This window comes from Ruegeria sp. HKCCD8929 (assembly GCF_013031405.1).
Lineage (GTDB): Bacteria > Pseudomonadota > Alphaproteobacteria > Rhodobacterales > Rhodobacteraceae > Ruegeria.
Genome location: NZ_WPZY01000002.1, coordinates 71531 through 92883 on the forward strand (window position 1 = coordinate 71531; position 21353 = coordinate 92883).

21 protein-coding genes are annotated in these 21353 nt (G+C 64.2%); 14 read left to right on the forward strand and 7 right to left on the reverse strand.

Annotation, left to right across the window (positions count from 1 at the left end):
• The first annotated feature begins 61 nt into the window (after positions 1 to 61).
• Entirely contained in the window at positions 62 to 2974 is a 2913-nt protein-coding gene (gene ileS / locus GOX53_RS02945; protein ID WP_171173517.1) for an isoleucine--tRNA ligase, read from the forward strand.
• A 46-nt stretch (positions 2975 to 3020) separates the two neighbouring features.
• On the opposite strand, the gene GOX53_RS30260 is transcribed toward ileS, so the two are convergent.
• The gene (locus tag GOX53_RS30260; RefSeq protein ID WP_171173518.1) at positions 3021 to 4496 is read right to left on the reverse strand and encodes a di-heme oxidoredictase family protein; all 1476 of its coding nucleotides are present in this window, start codon (positions 4494 to 4496) and stop codon (positions 3021 to 3023) included.
• 193 nt (positions 4497 to 4689) lie between these two features.
• Here GOX53_RS30260 and GOX53_RS02955 point away from each other — a divergent pair, with 193 nt between their 5' ends.
• Together GOX53_RS02955 and GOX53_RS02960 are read left to right on the forward strand one after the other, a co-directional pair.
• Entirely contained in the window at positions 4690 to 5145 is a 456-nt protein-coding gene (locus GOX53_RS02955; RefSeq protein WP_171173980.1) for a methylated-DNA--[protein]-cysteine S-methyltransferase, read from the forward strand.
• A 74-nt stretch (positions 5146 to 5219) separates the two neighbouring features.
• Positions 5220 to 5687 carry a hypothetical protein gene (locus GOX53_RS02960; RefSeq protein ID WP_171173519.1) on the forward strand — a complete coding sequence of 156 codons (468 nt, stop codon included), beginning with the start codon at positions 5220 to 5222 and terminating at the stop codon, positions 5685 to 5687.
• A gap of 9 nt (positions 5688 to 5696) precedes the next feature.
• On the opposite strand, the gene GOX53_RS02965 is transcribed toward GOX53_RS02960, so the two are convergent.
• The 4 genes from GOX53_RS02965 to fsa form a co-directional block, all read right to left on the reverse strand.
• Positions 5697 to 6413 (reverse strand): phosphatidylcholine/phosphatidylserine synthase, encoded by a 717-nt coding sequence (locus GOX53_RS02965; RefSeq protein ID WP_171173520.1) that lies wholly within the window; start codon positions 6411 to 6413, stop codon positions 5697 to 5699.
• A 76-nt stretch (positions 6414 to 6489) separates the two neighbouring features.
• A complete protein-coding gene (locus GOX53_RS02970; protein ID WP_171173521.1) occupies positions 6490 to 7410 on the reverse strand; it encodes a tyrosine recombinase XerC in 921 nt (306 codons plus the stop codon).
• On the reverse strand, positions 7407 to 8108 hold the full coding sequence (locus tag GOX53_RS02975) for a DUF484 family protein (protein WP_171173522.1): 702 nt from the start codon (positions 8106 to 8108) through the stop codon (positions 7407 to 7409). Before GOX53_RS02975 ends, GOX53_RS02970 begins: the two co-directional genes overlap by 4 nt.
• A gap of 323 nt (positions 8109 to 8431) precedes the next feature.
• Positions 8432 to 9085, reverse strand: a complete 654-nt coding sequence (fsa, locus tag GOX53_RS02980) for a fructose-6-phosphate aldolase (protein WP_171173523.1) — start codon at positions 9083 to 9085, stop codon at positions 8432 to 8434.
• A 90-nt stretch (positions 9086 to 9175) separates the two neighbouring features.
• Here fsa and GOX53_RS02985 point away from each other — a divergent pair, with 90 nt between their 5' ends.
• Positions 9176 to 11371 (forward strand): primosomal protein N', encoded by a 2196-nt coding sequence (locus tag GOX53_RS02985; protein ID WP_171173524.1) that lies wholly within the window; start codon positions 9176 to 9178, stop codon positions 11369 to 11371.
• A gap of 107 nt (positions 11372 to 11478) precedes the next feature.
• Here the strand turns inward: GOX53_RS02985 and GOX53_RS02990 are convergent, their stop codons facing one another.
• Entirely contained in the window at positions 11479 to 12540 is a 1062-nt protein-coding gene (locus GOX53_RS02990) for a YeeE/YedE family protein (protein WP_171173525.1), read from the reverse strand.
• 128 nt (positions 12541 to 12668) lie between these two features.
• Here GOX53_RS02990 and GOX53_RS02995 point away from each other — a divergent pair, with 128 nt between their 5' ends.
• The 4 genes from GOX53_RS02995 (at position 12669) to GOX53_RS03010 (ending at position 16625) form a co-directional block, all read left to right on the forward strand.
• The gene (locus GOX53_RS02995; RefSeq protein WP_171173526.1) at positions 12669 to 13901 is read left to right on the forward strand and encodes an MFS transporter; all 1233 of its coding nucleotides are present in this window, start codon (positions 12669 to 12671) and stop codon (positions 13899 to 13901) included.
• A 6-nt stretch (positions 13902 to 13907) separates the two neighbouring features.
• Positions 13908 to 15302 (forward strand): MATE family efflux transporter, encoded by a 1395-nt coding sequence (locus GOX53_RS03000; RefSeq protein WP_171173527.1) that lies wholly within the window; start codon positions 13908 to 13910, stop codon positions 15300 to 15302.
• Complete coding sequence (locus tag GOX53_RS03005; RefSeq protein WP_171173528.1) at positions 15302 to 16180, forward strand: 50S ribosomal protein L11 methyltransferase; 879 nt, start codon at positions 15302 to 15304, stop codon at positions 16178 to 16180. Before GOX53_RS03000 ends, GOX53_RS03005 begins: the two co-directional genes overlap by 1 nt.
• Positions 16181 to 16280: 100 nt before the next feature.
• Positions 16281 to 16625, forward strand: coding sequence for a hypothetical protein (locus GOX53_RS03010; protein WP_171173529.1), 345 nt, complete (start codon positions 16281 to 16283; stop codon positions 16623 to 16625).
• Between the two features lie 106 nt (positions 16626 to 16731).
• Here the strand turns inward: GOX53_RS03010 and GOX53_RS03015 are convergent, their stop codons facing one another.
• Positions 16732 to 16944, reverse strand: a complete 213-nt coding sequence (locus GOX53_RS03015) for a DUF1127 domain-containing protein (RefSeq protein ID WP_171173530.1) — start codon at positions 16942 to 16944, stop codon at positions 16732 to 16734.
• A gap of 333 nt (positions 16945 to 17277) precedes the next feature.
• Here GOX53_RS03015 and ruvC point away from each other — a divergent pair, with 333 nt between their 5' ends.
• The 6 genes from ruvC (at position 17278) to tolQ (ending at position 21352) form a co-directional block, all read left to right on the forward strand.
• Positions 17278 to 17775, forward strand: coding sequence for a crossover junction endodeoxyribonuclease RuvC (gene ruvC / locus GOX53_RS03020; RefSeq protein ID WP_171173531.1), 498 nt, complete (start codon positions 17278 to 17280; stop codon positions 17773 to 17775).
• Positions 17772 to 18455: a Holliday junction branch migration protein RuvA gene (gene ruvA, locus GOX53_RS03025; RefSeq protein ID WP_171173532.1), complete on the forward strand. Its 684-nt coding sequence runs from the start codon at positions 17772 to 17774 to the stop codon at positions 18453 to 18455. Before ruvC ends, ruvA begins: the two co-directional genes overlap by 4 nt.
• Before the next feature lie 7 nt (positions 18456 to 18462).
• Positions 18463 to 19482 (forward strand): Holliday junction branch migration DNA helicase RuvB, encoded by a 1020-nt coding sequence (ruvB, locus tag GOX53_RS03030; RefSeq protein ID WP_171173533.1) that lies wholly within the window; start codon positions 18463 to 18465, stop codon positions 19480 to 19482.
• 63 nt (positions 19483 to 19545) lie between these two features.
• A complete protein-coding gene (locus GOX53_RS03035) occupies positions 19546 to 20169 on the forward strand; it encodes a hypothetical protein (RefSeq protein WP_171173982.1) in 624 nt (207 codons plus the stop codon).
• Positions 20166 to 20549, forward strand: a complete 384-nt coding sequence (gene ybgC / locus GOX53_RS03040) for a tol-pal system-associated acyl-CoA thioesterase (RefSeq protein ID WP_171173534.1) — start codon at positions 20166 to 20168, stop codon at positions 20547 to 20549. Before GOX53_RS03035 ends, ybgC begins: the two co-directional genes overlap by 4 nt.
• 107 nt (positions 20550 to 20656) lie before the next feature.
• Positions 20657 to 21352, forward strand: a complete 696-nt coding sequence (gene tolQ / locus GOX53_RS03045; RefSeq protein ID WP_171173535.1) for a protein TolQ — start codon at positions 20657 to 20659, stop codon at positions 21350 to 21352.
• Position 21353 lies beyond the last annotated feature (1 nt).

Consider the following 21353-nt stretch of genomic DNA (forward strand, 5'->3'; position numbering starts at 1 on the left):
GGATACTTCGCACCGACCGCTTCGATCCAATCAAGACCAGATCATCCAAGGGACGCCTGACATGTGCGCCGAAACACCTGACTACAAAGACACGCTGAACCTGCCGAAGACCGATTTTCCCATGCGCGCGGGTCTGCCCAAGCGCGAGCCTGCCTGGCTGGAGCGGTGGGAGAAGATCGGGGTCTATGACCGCCTGCGCGAGAAAGAAGAGCGCACGCCGTTCATCCTGCATGACGGCCCGCCTTACGCCAACGGTCACCTGCATATCGGCCACGCGCTGAACAAGACGATCAAGGACATGGTTGTGCGCTCGCACCAGATGATGGGGTACGACTCGCGCTATGTGCCCGGCTGGGACTGCCACGGCCTGCCCATCGAGTGGAAGATCGAGGAACAGTACCGCAAGAAGGGCCGCAACAAGGACGAGGTGAACGTGGTCGATTTCCGTCAGGAATGCCGCAAGTTCGCCGAGGGCTGGATCGACATCCAACGCGACGAGTTCAAGCGTCTGGGCATCACCGGCAACTGGGCCGATCCTTACATCACCATGGACTATCACGCCGAGGCGGTGATCGCGGATGAGTTCATGAAGTTCCTGATGAACGGCACGCTCTATCAGGGCTCGAAACCGGTGATGTGGTCGCCCATCGAGAAGACCGCGCTGGCCGAGGCCGAGGTCGAGTATCACGACAAGGAAAGCTTCACCATCTGGGTGAAGTTCCGCGTTGTGGATACCGGCGACGTGACGCTGGACAACGCGCATGTGGTGATCTGGACCACCACCCCCTGGACCATCCCGTCGAACAAGGCGGTGGTCTATGGCGAGGGTGTCTCATACGGTCTATATGAAGTGATCGGGCGGCCCGAGGAATGCTGGGCCCGGATCGGTGAGCGGTATCTGCTGGCAGACAATCTGGCCGATGACGTGATGAAGCGTGCGCGGCTGCAGCCGGACATGTACCGCCGTTTGTGCGATGTGACGCTGGACGACCTGGCGAAGGTCAAACTGCAACACCCTCTGGCTGGGGCCGAGGGCGGCAATGGCGAATGGGACGACATCCGCGACTTCCGCGCCGCCGAGTTCGTGACCGACACCGAGGGTACCGGGTTCGTGCATTGCGCGCCGTCCCACGGGATGGAGGAATTCGAGCTCTACCGCGATCTGGGCATGCTGGAACAGGTCATCACCTATAACGTGATGGACGATGGCTCTTTCCGCGCCGATCTGCCGTTCTTTGGCGGCACCTACATCCTGTCCCGCAAGGGCGGCGAGGGTGACGCCAACAAGGCGGTGATCGACAAGCTGGCCGAGGTTGGCGGGCTGCTGGCACGCGGCAAGATCAAGCATTCCTACCCGCATAGCTGGCGGTCGAAGGCGCCGATCATCTACCGCAACACGCCGCAATGGTTTGCAAGCGTCGACCGCAAACTGGACGACGGCATGGGCGGGATGGGAGATACCATCCGCGAACGCGCCCTGCGCTCGATCGACGAACTGGTGAAGTGGACGCCCAGGACCGGGCGCAACCGCCTGCACTCGATGATCGAGGCGCGGCCCGACTGGGTGCTGTCGCGTCAGCGGGCCTGGGGCGTACCACTCACCTGTTTCACGAGGAAGGGGGCGCTGCCCACCGATCCCGATTTCCTGCTGCGTGATCCGGCGGTGAACGCGCGTGTCAAGGCGGCCTTTGAACAGGAAGGCGCCGATTGCTGGTACGAGGACGGGGCCAAGGAACGGTTCCTTGGCAACGACTACAACGCGGATGAGTGGGAGCAGGTCTTTGACGTGCTGGATGTGTGGTTTGACAGCGGTTCGACCCACGCCTTCGTGCTGCGCGACCGTGAGGACGGTGCGCCCGACGGTATCGCCGACGTCTATCTGGAAGGCACCGATCAGCACCGTGGCTGGTTCCACTCGTCGCTGCTGCAGGCCTGCGGCACTAAGGGGCGTGCGCCCTATCGCAACGTGGTGACGCATGGCTTCACGCTGGACGAGAAGGGCATGAAGATGTCCAAATCGCTCGGCAACACCATCGTGCCGGAAGAGGTGGTCAAGCAGTACGGCGCCGATATCCTGCGGCTCTGGGTGGCGCAGACCGACTATACCGCCGACCAGCGGATCGGGCCGGAGATCCTGAAAGGGGTCGCCGACAGCTATCGCCGCCTGCGCAACACCATGCGGTTCATGCTGGGCTCGCTGGCCGATTTCACCGAGGCCGACCGGATCGAGGACCCCGCCGACATGCCCCCGCTTGAACGCTGGGTGCTGAGCCGGCTGGTCGATCTGGATGAGCAGGTGCGCAAGGGCTATGCCAATTTCGACTTCCAAGGCGTGTTCAGCGCGGTGTTCAACTTTGCCACCGTGGATCTGTCGGCCTTCTATTTCGACATCCGCAAGGACGTTCTGTACTGCGACGGCGACAGTCCGCGCCGCCGCGCCGCGCGCTCGGTTCTGGATATCCTGTTCCACCGGCTGACCACCTGGCTGGCGCCGATCCTGGTCTTTACCATGGAGGAGGTGTGGCTGGAGCGGTTCCCGGGTGACGAGAGTTCGGTGCATCTGGTCGATATCCCGGAAACGCCCGCCAGCTGGCGCAACCCGCAGAACGAGGAAAACGTGGCCAAGGTGCGCCGCGTGCGCCGGGTGGTGACGGCGGCGCTGGAAATCCAGCGCCGGGACAAGGTGATCGGGTCGAGCCTTGAGGCCGCGCCGGTGGTGCATGTCGAGGATGCCGACGTGCGCGCGCTGTTGGGTCAGATCGACATGGACGATCTGTGCATCACCTCTGGCCTGATACTGACCGGCGATCCGGCCCCGGCCGAGGCATTCCGCCTGCCCGAGGTCGAAGGCGTGGGTGTCGTATTCGAGAAGGCCGAGGGCGAGAAATGCCAGCGCTGCTGGAAGATCCTGCCCGATGTCGGACGGCACGCGCATCCCGGCGCCTGCGGGCGCTGCGATGAGGCGCTTGGCTAAACATGTTCCGATCCCGTGCGTGGGCGCGGGATCGGAACTGATGCGGTCAGTGATCCTCTTCCTCGGGATCGAAATTCTCGATCACGAGGTTTTCGAGGAAGGCAATCAGTTCCGCCTGCTGCTCCTCCGGCATGGCTGCAAACACGGCCTTGCTGGCCTCGGCCTCGCCGCCATGGGCCAGGATCGCCTCGCGCAGGGTCGTGGCGTGGCCGTGGTGCAGCCACGGGCCGGTGGAGCCCACACCCGCCAGCGAGCGGGTGGGCCAGACCGAGGCACCCATGCCATAGGCGTCGACCGGATCGGCCAGCGCCGGACCCATGTCGTGACGGCGGAAATCGGAATACCAGGTGACCGTGGCGCCCTGTTCACCGGATGGGGCAAAGGCACCGAGCAGAACCTCTTCGCCGCTGGCCAGCGTGATGCGGTTGTTCGGTTGATCCTTGGTCAGGTCAAACCAGAGCGGGCGGTCGGGGTCGAGCCCCAGGGCCCGCGCGTCGGCGCCGCTGGGCAATTCCTCTTCGGCAAAGCCGGGCACGGCGCTGGGTTCGGAAAAGACCGCCTTTTCAAGCTCAAGAGACGGAACATGGCATGAGGTACAGGCGGCCTCGGCCAGCCGCGCCTCGCCGCGCTCGATCCGCGCGCGTTCGTCGTCGGTGAGTTCGGTCAGGCCCAGATCGGCCAGTTCCAGTTTCGAGGTCGGGCGTTCCAAGGCGGCCATGTAGAGGGTCACGGCGGTCAGATCGCCAATGCTGAGTTCACCGGTCACCCCATCATGATCGCCATCGGCGTCGCCGACCAGTTCCACAGCCTGCATGCCCATCTCGTTATGGGCTGCACCCCGGGCGAAACTGCGCAAGGTGATGTGGGTGCCTTTCCAGCCAAAAGCGCGGATGATCAGATCATCGGCAACGCCGTAGAGCTGTTCATAGTCGATCTGGCCCGTGCAGCTTTCTCCCTGCGCATCTGGCGTCGCCGTAAGATCGCCAAAGGAAATGCCCTTGGCGGTCAGCGCCAGAGTGACAGGTTCCTGTTTGGCGCAGGCCTGTTCCGCCACCAGCGCCTCTTGCGCCTTGAGTTCCTGCGTCATTTCCTCGGCAATCCGCTGCACTGCGCCAAGGCCGAACAGGTGCAGCGTGTTGCGCTCCAGAAACTGGCCCGGCTCACCCGAATGCAGCGGGTCGATGGCCACGTTCATCGCCAGCGGCCCGGCGCCGTTGGCCAGCGGGGACGAGTGGCAGGAGATGCAGGAATGCGCCTGCGGACCGCCCTCGCGCTGTGGCTCGTGTTGGGCCCAGTCGCCCGTATCGGCCAGATCGGCGCGGGGCAGGCGGGTGAAGTATTGCCCCTCGGCCACCCGCGCACCGACGCCGCGCGCCATCGTATAGGTTGCCTCGGTTATCTCGTCCCCGGCCTCGAAGGCGTGGTTGAAACAGCCCAGCCGGTCCTCATCGAGACGGCGCATAAGCTCCATCTGGTCGACCGGCTGCGGAATTTCGGCGAACGCCACGCTTGCTGAAAGCACCAAAAGCCCCCCGCAAACGCGATAAGAATATGGCTGCATGATCCCAAATCTCTGTTGCTAAAGTCACGGATGTCGCGTTTCCGGCGCCAACGGTAAGTGCAAAGATCAAATGCGGCAACAATTGATATGAATGTATCGAGGTGACGGCAAACGCACGCTTGCGCGCCGCGCGATGGTCTGCGAGCGTGGGATCATGCCGATGATCGCAGTCGATACGCAGTTTGGCCGCCTTGGCCTGTTGGAAGAGGACGGGGCCATCACCCGGCTGGTCTGGGAGGGCGAGGATGACGAACCGGACACGCCGCTGTTGCAAGAGGCGGCGGCGCAGCTCAGGGCTTATGATGCGGGACAGTTGCGTCAGTTCGATTTGCCGCTGCGGGTGAACGGATCCGAGATGCAGCGCCGGGTCTGCGATGCGATGTTTGCGATCCCTTTCGGCGACACCCTGACCTATGGCGACATTGCCAGTGAGCTTGGGTATTCCGCGCAATCGGTGGGTCAGGCCTGCGGCGGCAACCCGATCCCGGTCATCATCCCCTGCCACCGGGTGCTGGGCGCCACCAGCCTGGGCGGCTTTTCGGGTGACGGCGGGATCGAGACCAAGGTGGCGCTGCTGCGTCACGAAGGCGCTGCCGGTCTGCTCATCTGAGCCGCGAAAACCATTGCATTTATGCCTTTTGCGTCCCAACCTATGCTGAAGATCGAATTTGAGGACGCCATTGAATGAGTTCCGAACAAGACCGCGCCGCCCGCAAAAAGGCCATCCATGACGGCCTGATGTCGCTTGAAGCCGAGGAGCTGGCCACGGCCAAGGCCCATTACGAAGCCTTCATGAAGGACTCGCGGCTGGATGACCGGGAAGGCCATGACAAGGATGACATCGCCGCCTCACGCGAGAATGCCGATCTGGCGGCGGCCTTCGACACGCCGGTGCAGGCGCATCACGCCAAGATCGACGTCATCGAGAACACCGATTTCAGCCTGACCGATACCGTGGGCCCCGGGGCCGTTGTCATCTTTGACGATCGCAGGTTAGTCGTGTGCGTCTCGACCTCGCGCTTTGACGTGGATGGCGAGACTTACATGGGTATCTCGACCCAAAGCCCGATCTACAAGGCGATGGCGGGGCTGCAGGCCGGCGACAGCTTTACCCACAACGGCACGGAGCATGAGGTCGAGGACGTCCTCTGACCGGAGCGTTCAGACCTTTTCGACGCGTTTGCTGCGCGTGCGTTCCGGGATCAGTTGCTGGGCGATGCCCGCACCGGTCAGGTAGAGGCTGGTGATCACCAGACCCCAGTGCGCCCAGCTTTCGGGGTGGAAATCGACCCAGGCCGCCCAGCCGGCAAAGAAGGTCCAGGCAAAGGCCATCGGCAGTGACAGCATCCGCCAGCGCTCGGTCCGCACGGGATGGATGAATTTCAGCGGCAGGAACATGGCGATGGCCAGCAGGGTGACCAGCACCAGGCTGATCCAGAAATTGGGTTCCAACGCGAAGATCACCAGCACCAGCATGTTCCAGCAGCCGGGAAAGCCGGAAAACGAGTTGTCCTTGGTCTTCATCCGCGTGTCGGCAAAGTACATCGCGCTGGCAAAGGTGATGACGATGATCGCGAACCAGCCGGTCCAGCCATCCATCAGCCCCGATTTGAACAGGGCGAAGGCGGGGATGAAGACATAAGTCAGGTAGTCGATGATCAGGTCCAGCAGTACGCCGTCGAACTCGGGCGCGTTCTTCTTGACGTGATAGTGTCGTGCCAGAGGGCCGTCGACGCCATCGACCATGAAGGCCACGACCAGCCACAGGAACATCAGGCTCCACTTGGATTCGACGGCGGCCAGCATGGCCAGCATTGCGAAAACGGCGCCGGTAGCGGTGAGCAGATGGACGGAGAGCGCTTGGATCCGGGGTGTCATGGCCCTGTCATGACGGAAAAGCGCGCGAACTGCAAACTGTTGCTGCACCCATTTGTGGCGCGGAATGCCGGGTGCCTCAGGCCTTGGGGTGGGCGCGGTTGTAGACATCCATCAGATGGGCGGTATCCACCGCCGTATAGGCCTGCGTGGTCGACAGCGACGCATGGCCCAGCAGTTCCTGGATCGCGCGCAGATCGCCCCCGGCGGCCAGCAGATGGGTTGCAAAACTGTGCCGCATCGCGTGCGGCGTGGCCGACGATGGCAGGCCAAGCTGCATCCGCGCCTTGGCCATGGCCCCCTGGATCGCGCGCGGGCTGAGCGCGCCGCCACGCACGCCGCGAAAGAGCGGCGATTGGGCCTCCTGCGGGTGCGGGCAGAGCCGCAGATAGCCCTCTACCGCCTGTTGCGCGGCGGGGATGACGGGAACCACCCGTTCCTTGCCGCCCTTGCCGATGATGCGCAGCGATGCGGGCAGCGGCGCGTCGGCGCCGGTCAGCGACAGCGCTTCAGAGATCCGCAGGCCGCAGCCATAGAGCAGGGTCACCACAGCGACATCGCGCGCGGCGACCCAGTCGGTGGTGGATTGCAGCTCGACCGTGTCGATCATGGCGCGGGCGGCGTCCTCGGCCAGCGGGCGGGGGAGTTTCTTGCGGAACTTGGGCGCGCGGGTTGACAGGACCGCAGTGGGCTCGAACCCCTCGCGCTCGGCCAGCCAGCGGTAGAAGGTCTTGACCGCCGACAGCTTGCGCGCAAGCGACCGGGCGCCCACACCGTCGCCGCGCTGCTGGGCCATCCAGGCGCGCATGTCCGAGACCGAGATCCGTTCCAGCGCCGCCAGCCCGTGGAGTGCTCCGTGATGCAGCGTCATGAACGACAGGAAATCGGTGACATCGCCGCGATAGGCGACAAGGGTGTTTTTGGTGCGGCCAGACAGGGCCTTCTGGCTCTCCAGCCAGTGCTGGAGCGCGTCCCGGCAGGCTGGAGAAATCAGGCTCACGACAGCCAGTGGCGCATCGAGCGTTCGAACACGCCGGCAAAAAAGGACAGAAGGTCGGTGCCGAGTTGCGGTGAGAAATGGCGCGGGTCTTCGGCGCCCATGACCAGCATGCCGGGCAAGCGGCCCGGGCCCAGATCCAGCGTCAGACAGGCCTCGGACCGGATGCGGGGGGCACGATCGCTATAGATGCGGGCCTCGGCCTGTTGCAGCTGGCGCAGCGTGACCGGACGCGCCGGGTTGCGGTCCGAGAGGTACGCCGCGATAAAGCCGGGCTCTGCTACGGTCAGCACACCTTGCAGGCGCTGCACCGCGGGATCGGGATCGTGCTGTGCGGATTCCAGAACCAGCGTGATCACGTCCACCCGCAGGATATCCGCAATCTCTCCGCCCAGCAGACGCAGGAATGGTTCGAACTCGGTCGGTTCCAGCAGGCTCAGGATCGCGCGGTGGATCTGATTGGTTCCGGCGAGGTTCTCATAGGCCGCGGCGATGACCGAGCGGTGGGTGTCCTCGAGCCGGTCGAACCGCGCCTCGAGCCGTTCCATGGCGATACCGCGCAGGTCGATGATGTTTGCGCCCATTGCCCGCTCATTGGCGGCCACCAACGCTTGCATCAGGTCCTTGTCTTCCAGCACGGCATCGGGTTTGGCCAGAATCGCCGCGCGCAGGCTGTCTTCCAGTTTGGGGCTGCTGCTCATCTCGGTTCCATTATTGGTTTTGCGAAAGTTATAGCATGGCCTGACGGGTTTGACTCGTGAAAAGCGACAGATGGCGAAAACCGGCCACGGGTTTGTGGCGTTTGAGAGGCCGGTGGCGCTCCCGCCTGCGGCCGCCTGATCAAAGATCAGGCATCAGCAGTTGGGCCGGGCGCTGCGCCTGCCGGCGCAGCGGGATGTGCGCTATCCGTTAAAGCGGTACCGCAGCGCGCCCTTGGCGCGCTGCCGGGCCCAAGTCCCTATACGTCCGGCGAAGCCGGGCGGTCTCGGACGCGGGAGCCCTGCGCCCTTTGGTCCCGGGGCAGTTACAGGATCTTCTGACCGGTTTTGGCCCAATCCGACAGGAAGGCGTCCAGGCCCTTGTCCGTCAGCGGATGGTCGGCCAGCTTCTTGATCACGCTCGGCGGTGCGGTGATCACATCGGCACCGATGCGGGCACTGTCGGCCACGTGGTTCACGCTGCGGATCGAGGCGGCCAGGATCTCGGTTTCGAACCCGTAATTGTCATAGACCTGGCGGATATCGGCGATCAGGTCCATGCCGTCGAGGTTGATGTCGTCCAGCCGCCCGATGAAAGGCGAGATGAAGGTCGCGCCCGCCTTGGCCGCCAGCAGCGCCTGATTGACCGAGAAGCAGAGCGTCACATTCACCATCTGGCCTTCGTCCGTGAGCGTCTTGCAGGCTTTCAGCCCAGCCCATGTCAGCGGTACCTTGACCGCGATATTCGGGGCGATCTTTGCCAGCTTGCGACCCTCGGCAATCATGTCCTCGGCTTCGGTGGCCACGACCTCGGCCGAGACCGGCCCGTCGACCAGATCGCAGATCTCCTTGGTCACTTCCAGAATATCGCGGCCCGATTTCAGAATCAGCGAGGGGTTGGTGGTCACGCCGTCCACCATGCCCAGATCGTTAAGCTCGGCAATCGCGTCGATCTCGGCGGTGTCTACGAAGAATTTCATGGGGCAGTCCTTTGATGGGTTGGCCTCTGTCGCGCTTGCCTTTACCTCAAAGGAACCTCTGCCGAAACCCCCGGCGATGAAAGGTGACAGGTGAGCGATCCGGAATTTTTCGATCACGGCGAACTGGTGGCGGTGCTGACGACGCAGCCGCTGGACCGGTTGCTGGACTACAAGGCGTCCGAGGGCGGCTGTTTCCCCGGCGCCTTTGTCGAGGTGCCGCTGGGGCCGCGCAAGGTGCTGGGCGTGGTCTGGGGACCGGGGAGGGGCGATTTTGACCGCGCCAAGATCCGGTCGGTGATCCGGGTGCTGGATGTGGCGCCGATGCGGGAGGAGATGCGCAGCTTTCTCGGGCGCGCCGCCGATTACACTCTGACACCGATGCCCGCGATGCTGCGGCTGGCAACCCGCGCGCCGGGGCTGGGCGATCCGCCGTCGATGCGCAAGATCTACCGGCTGGGCGACCGGGCGCCAGACCGGATGACCGATGCCCGCACCCGGGTTTTGGAGGTGCTGCGCGACTATGGCGGGCTGGCATTCACGCTGAAAGAGCTGGCCGAAATGGCCGGGGTAACCTCCTCGGTCATCAAGGGGCTGGTGAAACAGGGCGCCGTGCGGGAGGAGGACAGTCCCCGTGATCTGCCTTTCCCGCGGCTTGACCCGGACCTGTCCGGCAAGGATCTGACCGACGATCAGGCCGCCGCCGCCGCCACCCTGCGCGCGGCGATGCGCTCGGACACGTACGGGACCACCCTGCTCAAGGGTGTGACCGGCTCCGGCAAGACCGAGGTCTATCTGGAGGCGGTGGCCGAGGTGCTGCGGCTGGGTAAACAGGCGCTGGTGCTGTTGCCCGAGATCGCGCTGACCGCCGAGTTCCTGACCCGGGTCGAGGCCCGCTTTGGCGCGCGGCCCGCCGAATGGCACTCGGGCGCCACCATGACCGAACGGCGCCGGGTCTGGCGGATGGTGGGACAGGGTGAGGCGCAACTGGTGGTCGGCGCTCGTTCGGCCCTGTTCCTGCCGTTCCGCCATCTGGGCCTGATCATCGTGGATGAGGAACACGACACCTCCTACAAGCAGGAGGACGGCGTGCTCTACAATGCCCGCGACATGGCGGTGCTGCGGGCGGCGATCTGCGGGTCGCAGGTAATACTGGCGAGCGCCACGCCATCACTTGAAAGCTGGGCCAATGCCGAGGCGGGTAAGTACGACCGGCTGGAGTTGACGGCCCGGTTCGGTGCGGCAGTGTTGCCCGAGATGAACGCCATCGACATGCGCGCCGAGCAGATGCAGGCGGGCACCTGGATATCGCCGACCCTGCGCCGCGCCGTGCTGGACCGGATGGCGAAGGGCGAGCAGGCGCTCTTGTTCATCAACCGCCGCGGCTATGCCCCGGTCACGCTCTGCCGCGCCTGCGGGCAGCAGATCGGCTGCGATCATTGCGATGCGCGCATGGTTGAACACCGCTTTCTCAAGCGCCTGATGTGCCATCAATGCGGCGAAACCAAACCGGTGCTTGAGACCTGTCCGCATTGCGAGGTCGAGGGCAAGCTGGCCCCGGTCGGACCGGGGATTGAGAGGCTGGCGGAAGAGGCAGAGGCTGCCTTCCCAGATGCAAACATCGCTGTACTGAGTTCGGATATGTTCGGCTCGGCCCGCGCGCTCAAGGCCAAGATCGAGGAGATTGCCGAAGGTGAGGCGGATATCATCATCGGCACGCAGCTGGTGGCCAAGGGCCACAACTTTCCCAAGCTGACGCTGGTTGGAGTGATCGATGCCGATCTGGGGCTGCAAGGCTCGGACCTGCGTGCGGCCGAGCGGACCTTTCAATTGATGCGGCAGGTGGCCGGGCGCGCGGGCCGGGCGGAGAGGCCGGGGCAGGCGCTGCTCCAGACCTTTCAGCCCGAACACCCGGTGATCCGCGCGATTCTATCCGGCGACGAGATCGGGTTCTGGAAGGCCGAAGCCGCCGAGCGGCAGGTCGCGGGCGTGCCGCCTTATGGCCGTATGGCTGGGATCATCCTGTCGGGCCCCGAGGTCGGGCCGGTCTTCGACCTCGGCAACGCCATGGCCCGCAACGACGCCCCACTGCGCCAGATCGGCGCGCAGGTCTTCGGCCCCGCCCCCGCCCCCATCGCCCGGATCAGGGGCCGCCACCGAGTGCGCCTGTTGGTGAAGGCGCCCAAGGGTGTGCCGCTGCAAGAGGCGATCGCCCGCTGGATCGCGCCGCTCAGGCTCAAGGGCGATCTGCGGCTGAGCGTCGATATCGACCCGCAAAGCTTTTACTGATCGCGCTCTTCATCTTTTCCCAAATACTCCCGCCGGAGGCGAATAGCCTGACCGACGCCAAGAGTGGAAACGGTTGGGTATCTGCGTATTTTCAGCAAGAAGAAGCATCAGGCGGTCACAGCTTCGGAACGTTGGTCGATCAGGTAATCGGTCGCCATCGCGCCCACCCACATGAAGAACAGAGCAGTCCAGGCGGTACCGACGAAGATCGAGCCGCCGGTCACGCCAGCGCCGATGGCGCAGCCGCCGGCGAGCATGCCGCCAAACCCCATCAGTGCGGCCCCGATCATTGCCTTGCGCATGGTGGCCGGACCGTCGAAGGCCTGCAGCCTCATTTCTCCGGCAAACCAGGCGGCGAGCATGGCGCCGATGAAGACGCCGGGCACCAGCCCGATGTCGAACTCCAGCACCGCGTCCCGGTCGAGGAAGAACATCAGCGTATGGGCCGAGGGGCCAGTGAAGGTGGCGCTTTCGATCTGGACCGGGTCAAAGGCGACCTGCGGCAGCGCGTAGGTCAGCACCCAGCCCAGAGCCACGGCAAACCCCACACCAGAGGCAAAGACCAGCCGTGCCGCGCCGATGCGGTGGCGCCGGGCGAGCACCAGGGCCAGCACCGCGATCAGCGCGCCGAGGACAAGCCCGGCATAAGGCGGCAGACCGGTTGCGGCGAGCAGGTCCATGTTGCGCCCGCCCTCGGTGATCCAGAGCGCGGCGATCCGGTCGCGGGCCGGAGACAGCAGGCCCGAGAGGCTCATCTGCGCCACCACCGCAAAGATCAGCCCGGACACCACCGAGCGCAGGTTGCCCGTGGCCGCCAGCACCAGCAGCCGCCCCGAGCAGCCGCGCGCGAGCACCATGCCGGTGCCGAACATCAGCCCGCCGATGATCGCCCCCGACCAGCTACCCGGCACCGCCATCATCCGCGCGTCCGCCGCATCCATAAGTCCCAGCATCTGTGCGGCCTGCACCCAGACCAACGCCGTCGAGAAGGTCAGCAGCCAGACCGCCACCTTGTCTTCCATCCGGCCCCGGGCAAACTCCACCGTGGCGGCCCTGAGACAAAAGCGCGAGCGCTGTGCCGCCACGCCGAAGGTGATGCCAGTCGCCAGACCGAACAGGGCGGCGGTCGGGGCTTCTCCGATCCGTTCGACGAGGCTGATCAGGTCCATGTGCTGCTCCACATCTATTCACGAATTGCTATATATCTTTGCGATCCGCCCTGCGCATTGATGCAGATCAGATGTGCAAGGGCACCTTTCCCCTCGCCAAGCGGGCGCAATGGGCGTAGAGGACTCTCATGTTGAAACCGATCCCTCTGTCCGAGGCAGAGAACCTGCCCCTATGGCGGCGCCCCATCGTGCTGCTTTTCGTCATGGCGATGACCATGCCGATTGCGTTCAATGCGTGGAGTGCGCTGCTGAACAACTTCGTCATCGAGGTAGCGAATTTCGACGGGGCGGATATCGGCCTGCTGCATACGGTGCGCGAGATCCCGGGCTTTCTGGCCGTCGGCGTGATCGCCGTGATCATCTTTGTGCGCGAGCAGGTGCTGGGGCTGATCTCGCTGGCCCTGCTGGGTGTCGCTACCGCTGTGACCGCATGGTTCCCGAGCCTTGGCGGGTTGCTCTTCGTCACGCTCTTCAGCTCGATCGGCTTTCACTACTACGAGACGGTAAACCAGTCGCTGCAGCTGCAATGGCTGCCCAAGGACCGGGCGCCGCAGACCCTTGGCTGGCTGGTGGCCATGGGCTCGGCCGCGACGCTGGTGGTCTACGGGCTGATCGTGCTGACATGGGAGCGGTTCGATCTGGCCTATAACACCGTCTTCATGGCCGCAGGGGGGCTGACCCTGTTTTTGGCGGTTTTCTGTCTGGTGGCCTATCCGCAATTCGACGCGCCCACGCCGCAGACCAAGAAGCTGATCCTGCGCCGCCGCTATTGGCTCTATTACCTGCTGCAATTCATGGCGGGTGCACGGCGACAAATCTTTGTGGTCTTTGCGGGCTTTATGATGGTCGAAAAATTCGGGTTCGACGTGCATGAGCTGACCGGGCTCTACATGATCAACCTGATGATCAACATGACCGTGGCGCCGCTGCTGGGCAAGGCTGTGGCCCGGTTCGGCGAGCGGCGGACGCTGATCTTTGAATATGCCGGGCTGGCGCTGGTCTTTGCGGCCTATGGCGGGATCTACTGGTTCGGCTGGGGCGTGCTGCTGGCCGCGGTGCTTTACGTGATCGACCATATCCTGTTTGCGCTGGCGCTGGCGCTGAAGACGTATTTCCAGAAGATCGCCGACCCGGCGGATATCGCGCCCACGGCGGCCGTGGCGTTCACCATCAACCATATCGCGGCGGTGTTCCTGCCCGCGCTTCTGGGACTGCTCTGGGTGATCTCACCCGGCGCCGTCTTTGGTCTGGCCGCTGCCATGGCGCTGATCTCGCTGGGCCTGTCGCTGCTGGTACCGCGCCATCCCGAGCCGGGCAATGAGACCATTCTGTCGAAATATGCTCCGGCCCCGGCGGAATGAGGGCGCATGAGTGAAAAAGGAAGGTTCCTGACCGGCTCGACCATGGGGCATGTGGTGCGCATGACCCTGACCGGGGCGACGGGGATCACCTTTGTCTTTCTTGTCGATGCGGCGAACCTGTTCTGGATATCGAAGCTGGAGCAGCCCCGGCTGATGGCCGCGATCGGCTTTGCCTTTGCCATCCAGTTTCTTTCGGTGAGCGCCGGGATCGGGCTGATGATCGCTGCCACCGCCCTGATCTCGAAGGGGATCGGGCAGGGGCGGCGGAGGCTGGCCCGGCGGCAGGCGACCTCGGCGCTGGTGCTGGCCTTTCTGATCCAGAGCGCTGTTGGCCTGCTGATCCTGATCTTTCGACACCAGATCCTGGCCTTGTCGGGGGCCACCGGCGAGACGGCGATGCTGGCGGCGCGGTATCTGGCGATGACGGTGCCCTCGCTGGGCGTGATGGCGGCCGCGATGATCGCCAATGGAGCGCTGAGGGCCGAGGGGGACGGTGTACGCTCGATGTCGGTTACGCTGACCTCGGGCGGTGTGGCGCTGGTGATCGACCCGATCCTGATCTACGGACTGGGTCTTGGCCTCGACGGGGCGGCGTTGGGCGTGGTGCTGTTTCGTTTCGTGATGCTCGGCATGGCGATCTATTTCGCCACGGTGCCGCACGACCTGCTGGCGCGGCCACGGCGACGGGATTGCCTGGGCAGCCTCAGGCCCTACCTGCTCATCGCCGTGCCCGCGATCCTGACGCAGCTGGCTGCGCCGGTCGGCAACTATGTCCTGACCTCGGTCATGGCGCAGTTCGGGGATCAGGCGATGGCGGGCTGGGCCGTCGTCGGGCGGCTGACGGTGGTGGCGTTCGGAGGCATCTTCTCGCTGGCCGGCGCCATTGGCGGCATCTTCGGCCAGAACTACGGCGCGCGGGACTATGCGCGGGTGCGGTGCACCTATCGCGACGCGGTTCTGTTCGGACTGGGGTATACGCTTGCGATGTGGGCCGTCCTGGCGGCGGCGGGGCCGGGCATCGCGCGGGGGTTTGCCCTGGAGGGGCCCTCTGCCGAGGTGCTGGTGGCCTTTACCCGGGTGGGGGCGGGCGGTTTCGTCTTTGCCGCCTTGCTCTTTGTCTCGAACGCCGCGTTCAACGCGCTGGGCCGCCCGCGCCGCGCGACGCTGACCAACTGGTTCCGCGACGGGGCGCTGACCCTGCCGGTCGCATTGTGGACGGCAGCCGCCTTTGGCGCGCCGGGCGTAATCTACGCGCAGGCGCTGTGCAGCGTTCTGGTCGGGCTCGCTGCCGTTCTCTGGGGCTGGCACTATGTGGTCGCGCTGAGCCGGCAGGCCCTGCCGGTGCTTGACCTCGCGCCCTCCCGGTCCTACGCGCATGCGGACAGATTCAGGAGACGCTGATGCCCACCTATACCGCTCTGACCACACTGACCGGCAAGACCGCCGCCGAAGGACTTGGCGAGGCGATGGAACGCCTGACGCCCGAACCGACCGGCGTCGGAGTGTTCGAGGTCGAGGACGGTTCGGGCCTGTGGGAGGTGGGCGGTTATTTCACTGCAACCCCGGACGACACGGCGCTGGCAGTGCTGGCTGCGGCCTTTGATGCCAAGCCTTTCGTGGTCTCGGAACTGCCGGAAACCGACTGGGTCGCCCATGTGCGGCGCGAACTGGCGCCGGTCGAGGCCGGGCGGTTCTTCGTCTATGGCAGCCACGATGCCGACAAGGTGCCCGAAGGGTCGATCCCGCTGCTGATCGAGGCCGCGATGGCATTCGGCACCGGCCATCACGGTACCACGCTGGGCTGCCTGCGGGCGCTGGACCGGCTGATCGAGGAAGGGTTCGAAGCCAGGACAGTGGCCGATATCGGATGTGGCACGGCGGTGCTGGCCATGGCGGCGGCACGGGTCTGGCAGGGCGACATTCTCGCCAGCGATATCGACGAGGTTGCCGTCGACGTGGCCGAGGCGAACCTGCGCGCCAACGGGATGGACGGCGCGATCCGGTGCCTTGAGGCCGCCGGCTTCGATCACCCCGATCTGAAGGCCCATGCGCCTTACGATTTGATCTTTGCCAATATCCTGAAAGGCCCGCTGGTCGCCCTGGCGCCGGATCTGACAGAGAATCTGCGGCCGGGCGGATATGCGATTTTGTCGGGGATTCTCAACGAACAAGCCGATGATGTATTGTCCGTTTATGTCCAGAATGGAACCAATCTGCACGCAAGGAATATGATTGGTGAATGGACGACGCTTGTTTTGCACAAAGAAGGCGCAATTTAGGCCAATTTGCCAACATCAACGATCTTTTGCCTTGGTTTTGGCGCTTTTCATACGTAGCCTCAGTCAGGTTTTTATGGAGGGACCGGTTATGGAGGCTACCATGGCCAACAGGCAGATGCCTTTTGAGCAGCGCATTCAGCGTCTGACCAAAAAGCATCGTGCCATGACACGCGGGTATCGCGCGCAGATGCGTGCAGACGGACTGGTGGTGATGAAACCCCGCCGGGTCCGGTCGGCTGCCCCGCTGAGGGTGATGGTGCTGTCCCTTGTCGCCTTCTTCCTGTTCAAGGGCTTCTTGCTGGCGACCCTGGGTGCGACATCCTACGATCAGCGTGTTGAACGTCTGAACGAGGGAACGTCGGTCGAGAAAGCCGGTGCCTGGGTGATGCAAGCCGATCCCCTGTCGGCGCTTATCGCCGAGCAGATTGGGCCGTTCCTGCCCTAACCCGACCTCCTACCGGACAAAAGAAAACGCCGTGTGTTTCAGAGACACGCGGCGTTTCTGTTTGCCCCTTAGGGAGGAGTGGGGCAGGGAGAGTGAGTGGCTTTGCTCAGCGCTTGCCCTCGGCCACGGCGTCGATGTCGCCACGGCACAGGCCGATATCTTCCAGTTCGCGATCCGACAGATCCGACAGCGCGTTGCGGGTGGCGCGGGCGTCGTTCCAATCAACAACGGCGTTCACGACCGATGCGAAAGTTGCGCCGATACGGCCAAAGAGGCCGAACGAGCCAATGGTGGGGCGGGTGGTGTCCAGTGCAGCCATATCCTGTGTCCTTCTGGTTTGCGTTTTCAGTATGATCTCTCGATCTGACGGCCATCTAGTAACGCCCGATTGCCCGCGCAAGAACGAAAATTGCATGTGTCCTATGCAGTTTCTGCAATGCTCGAAAACACTGTAACCCCTTTGAAATGTTGGTGATTATCGGCCTCTCGAAACGGTCGCTTCCAGGCCGTTTGGGGTCGTTTTTCGCCTTTGGTGTCGCGGGTTGAACAGCCGTGTCGCTTTCGGGCGTGAGGTCAAAGCGCTTGGAAAATGTTCATGCTTCGTGCTAGTTCGGATAAAAGGCAACAAAACCCGAGCAGGCCGAGGCGATATATGCGGATTCTGGGCATTGATCCGGGGCTGAGAACCCTGGGATGGGGCGTCATCGAATCGCATGGCAGCCGATTGAGTCACGTGGCCAACGGGCATTGCGTTTCCGATGGTGATGATCTGGGGGAGCGGCTGCTGTCGCTGCACAACCAGATCGTCGAGGTGATCGCGACCCATGCGCCGGATCAGGCGGCCATCGAACAGACCTTCGTGAACAAGGACGGCGCCGGCACCCTCAAGCTGGGCCAAGCGCGTGGCGTGGCGCTGCTGACGCTGGCGCAGGCCGGGCTGCCGGTGGGGGAATATGCACCCAACCGGGTGAAGAAGACGGTAGTGGGGGTAGGGCATGCCGAGAAAGAACAGGTTCTGCACATGGTCAAACTGCAACTGCCCGGCTGTCAGCCGAAAGGGGCCGACGCCGCGGATGCGTTGGCGATTGCCATCTGCCATTCCTATTACGGTGGGGCGGCGCCGATGCGGGTGAGAGAGGTGCGGGCATGATCGGCAAACTGACGGGGCGGCTGGACTACCGCGCGGCGGACCACATCCTGATCGACGTACGCGGCGTCGGCTACATCGTCTATTGCTCGGACCGGACTATGGCCGCGCTGCCCGGTGTGGGCGAGGCGGTCGCGCTTTACACCGAGATGGTCGTGCGCGAGGATCTGATGCAGCTTTACGGCTTTCTGTCGCTGGTCGAGAAAGAATGGCACCGGCTGCTCTGCTCGGTGCAGGGCGTGGGGGCCAAGGTTTCGCTGGCCATTCTTGGCGCGCTGGGCCCCGATGGCGTAAGCCGGGCGATTGCGCTAGGGGACTGGGCCTCGGTCAAGGCGGCCAAGGGGGTCGGCCCCAAGACGGCGCAGCGGATCGTGCTGGACCTCAAGGACAAGGCGCCCGGCGTGATGGCAATGGGCGGCACCGTGGCAGAGGCGATGGATGGCCCGGCGCTGGAGGTGGTCGAACCGCTTGAGGCCGCGCCCGCGCCCGTCCGCAAACCGAAAGCAAAGGCGTCCTCCGGGGCGGCTGCCGCGTCGGCAGGCGCCCTGTCGGCGCTCTCCAATCTGGGCTATGGTCCGTCCGAGGCCGCCGCTGCCGTGGCCGAGGCGGCCGCTACTTTCCCCGACGCAGGTGAAGCGGACCTGATCCGCGCCGCGCTGAAACTGCTGGCTCCGAAAGGCTGAGTGAGAAATGATCGACGCCGATCCCACCATCCGGCCCGAGCCGCTGCCCGAGGATCATGACCGCGCGTTGCGTCCGCAGGGGCTCGATGAGTTCATCGGTCAGGCTGAGGCTCGGGCCAATCTGCGTATCTTCATCCAGTCCGCCCGCCAGCGCGGCGAGGCGATGGATCATACGCTGTTTCATGGCCCCCCGGGGCTGGGCAAGACCACGCTGGCGCAGATCATGGCGCGCGAGCTGGGGGTGAACTTCCGCATGACGTCCGGCCCGGTGCTGGCCAAGGCGGGGGATCTGGCGGCGATCCTGACCAATTTGGAATCCCGCGACGTGCTGTTCATCGACGAGATTCATCGGCTGAACCCGGCGGTGGAAGAGGTGCTATATCCCGCGATGGAGGATTTCGAGCTGGATCTGGTGATCGGCGAGGGACCTGCCGCGCGCACCGTGCGGATCGAGTTGCAGCCCTTTACGCTGGTTGGTGCGACCACCCGGATGGGCCTGCTGACCACACCCCTGCGCGACCGGTTCGGCATCCCGACCCGGTTGCAGTTTTATACGGTCGAGGAATTGCACGAGATCGTCACCCGCAATGCCCGCAAGCTGGGGGCGCCCGCCGACGACGAAGGTGCTCGCGAGATTGCGCGGCGCTCGCGCGGGACGCCCCGGATTGCCGGGCGGCTGCTGCGCCGGGTTGTGGATTTTGCCGTCGTCGAAGGCGACGGGCGCATCACCCGCGGTCTGGCGGATGGGGCGCTGACGCGGCTGGGGGTGGACAATCTGGGGCTCGATGGAGCGGACCGGCGGTATCTGAAACTGATTGCCGAGAATTATGCGGGTGGCCCGGTGGGGATCGAGACGCTATCGGCGGCGCTGTCGGAAAGCCGGGATTCGCTTGAGGAAGTGATCGAGCCTTATTTGCTGCAGCAGGGGCTGATCCAGCGGACACCGCGCGGGCGGATGCTGGCACAGAAGGCCTGGGCGCATCTGGGGCTGCCGATGCCGAAGCGGCAGAGCGATCTGTTTGGTTGAAGCCGCGCGCCGGAGATTTTATGCCTCCGGCGGGAGTATTTGGAAAAAGATGAAGATCTGCGCGTGACACCTGAAGAGATCGAAGCCCTGTTTGCCCGCGAAAGCGGTGAGTTCGTGTTTGCCCGCTGGGGGCGGCCCATCGTGCCCATCGTGTTCGGGGTCGAGGATCAGACCCTGTCGGTGGTCAAGGGCGCGTTCGAGGCGGTGGTGACGCTGGCCGGTCACAAGATGGCCGAGACCGATCCGGAACTGGGCGCCAATTGCATGGTGTTTTTCTTTCGCGATTGGGCCGAGTTGCCCGAGGTCCCCGATCTCGACCGGCTGATCCCGGATCTGAACCCGTTGGTAGAGCGTCTGATCGCGGGTGATGCCAACCAGTACCGCATCTTCCGGTTCGAAGAGGATGGCGCCATCAAGGCGGCGTTTGTGTTCCTGCGCATGGATGAGCAGATGTCGAAGTTGCCCGCCGAGACACTGGCGCTGAGCCAGGTCGTGCAGACCGTCCTGCTGTGGTCCGACACCGCGTTCCGCACCCAGTCTCCGCTGGCCTTGGCGGGCGAGGCGACGATCCTGCGGCCCGACATTGCCGGGCTGATCCGGGCTGCCTATGATCCGGTGCTGCCGGGGGCTGCGCGGGACAGCTCTCATGCGCTCAGGTTGTTTGCCCGTCTGGAGCAGTCGTCATGAAGCATGTCTTCCCGGTCCGGGTCTATTACGAAGACACCGACATGGGGGGCATCGTCTATCATGCCAATTACCTGCGCTATATCGAACGGGCGCGTTCGGACTGGGTGCGGCAACTGGGCAATGACCAGAATGCGATGCGGGATGCGGGCATCGTCTGGGTCGTGCGCAAGATCGAGGCGGAATACCTTGCAACCGCGAAGTTCGACGATGAGCTGGTGATCGAGACGGAGATGGCGGCGATCTCGGGCGCGCGTCTGACCATGGCGCAGCTTGTGCGGCGGGGGGACACGGAGGTCTTCCGGGCGACCGTCACTGCCGTCTGCATAAATGCCGAGGGCAAGCCGGTGCGGCTTCCGGCAGAGATTCGCGCATTGCTGTAACAATTTTGCAGGCAGGGGTGGTTCTGTTGGCATTTCACCCCGATCTACGTTAGCGTTTCGCAAAACAAGCCCGAACCAATGGGCTGTCAGGCAACAAAGAGCAGGTCATGGAAGCTGAAACGCTGGCGCTGGCGCAGGAGATCGATTTCTCCATGTGGGGGCTGTTTGCCCGTGCAACCCTTGTCGTGAAACTGGTGATGCTGATGCTGCTGGCCGCCTCGTTCTGGGCGTGGTCGATCATCATTCAGAAACTCATCACCTATCGGTCTGCGCGCGGCGAGGCGCAGGTGTTCGATGAATCCTTCTGGTCGGGCAATCCGCTGGATGAGCTGTTCGAACGGATCGGGCCGCAGCCAAACGGCAGTTCGGAGAAGATCTTTGCCGCCGGCATGATCGAATGGCGACGCTCGCACCGGACCGATGGCGGGCTGATCGCGGGCGCGCAGGCGCGGATCGACCGGTCGATGGATGTGGCCATCGCGAAAGAGGCCGAAGGGTTGCAAAAGGGGCTGCCGGTGCTGGCCACGGTGGGCTCGACCGCGCCGTTTGTGGGCCTTTTCGGCACCGTCTGGGGCATCATGAACGCCTTTATCGAGATTGCCGAGCAGCAGAACACCAATCTGGCCGTGGTTGCGCCGGGGATTGCCGAGGCGCTGCTGGCCACCGGTCTGGGCTTGCTGGCGGCTATCCCGGCGGTGATCTTCTACAACAAGCTGAGCGCGGACAGTGACCGGATCGTGGGCGGGTATGAGGCCTTTGCCGACGAGTTCGCCACCATCTTGTCGCGGCAATTGGACAGCTGAG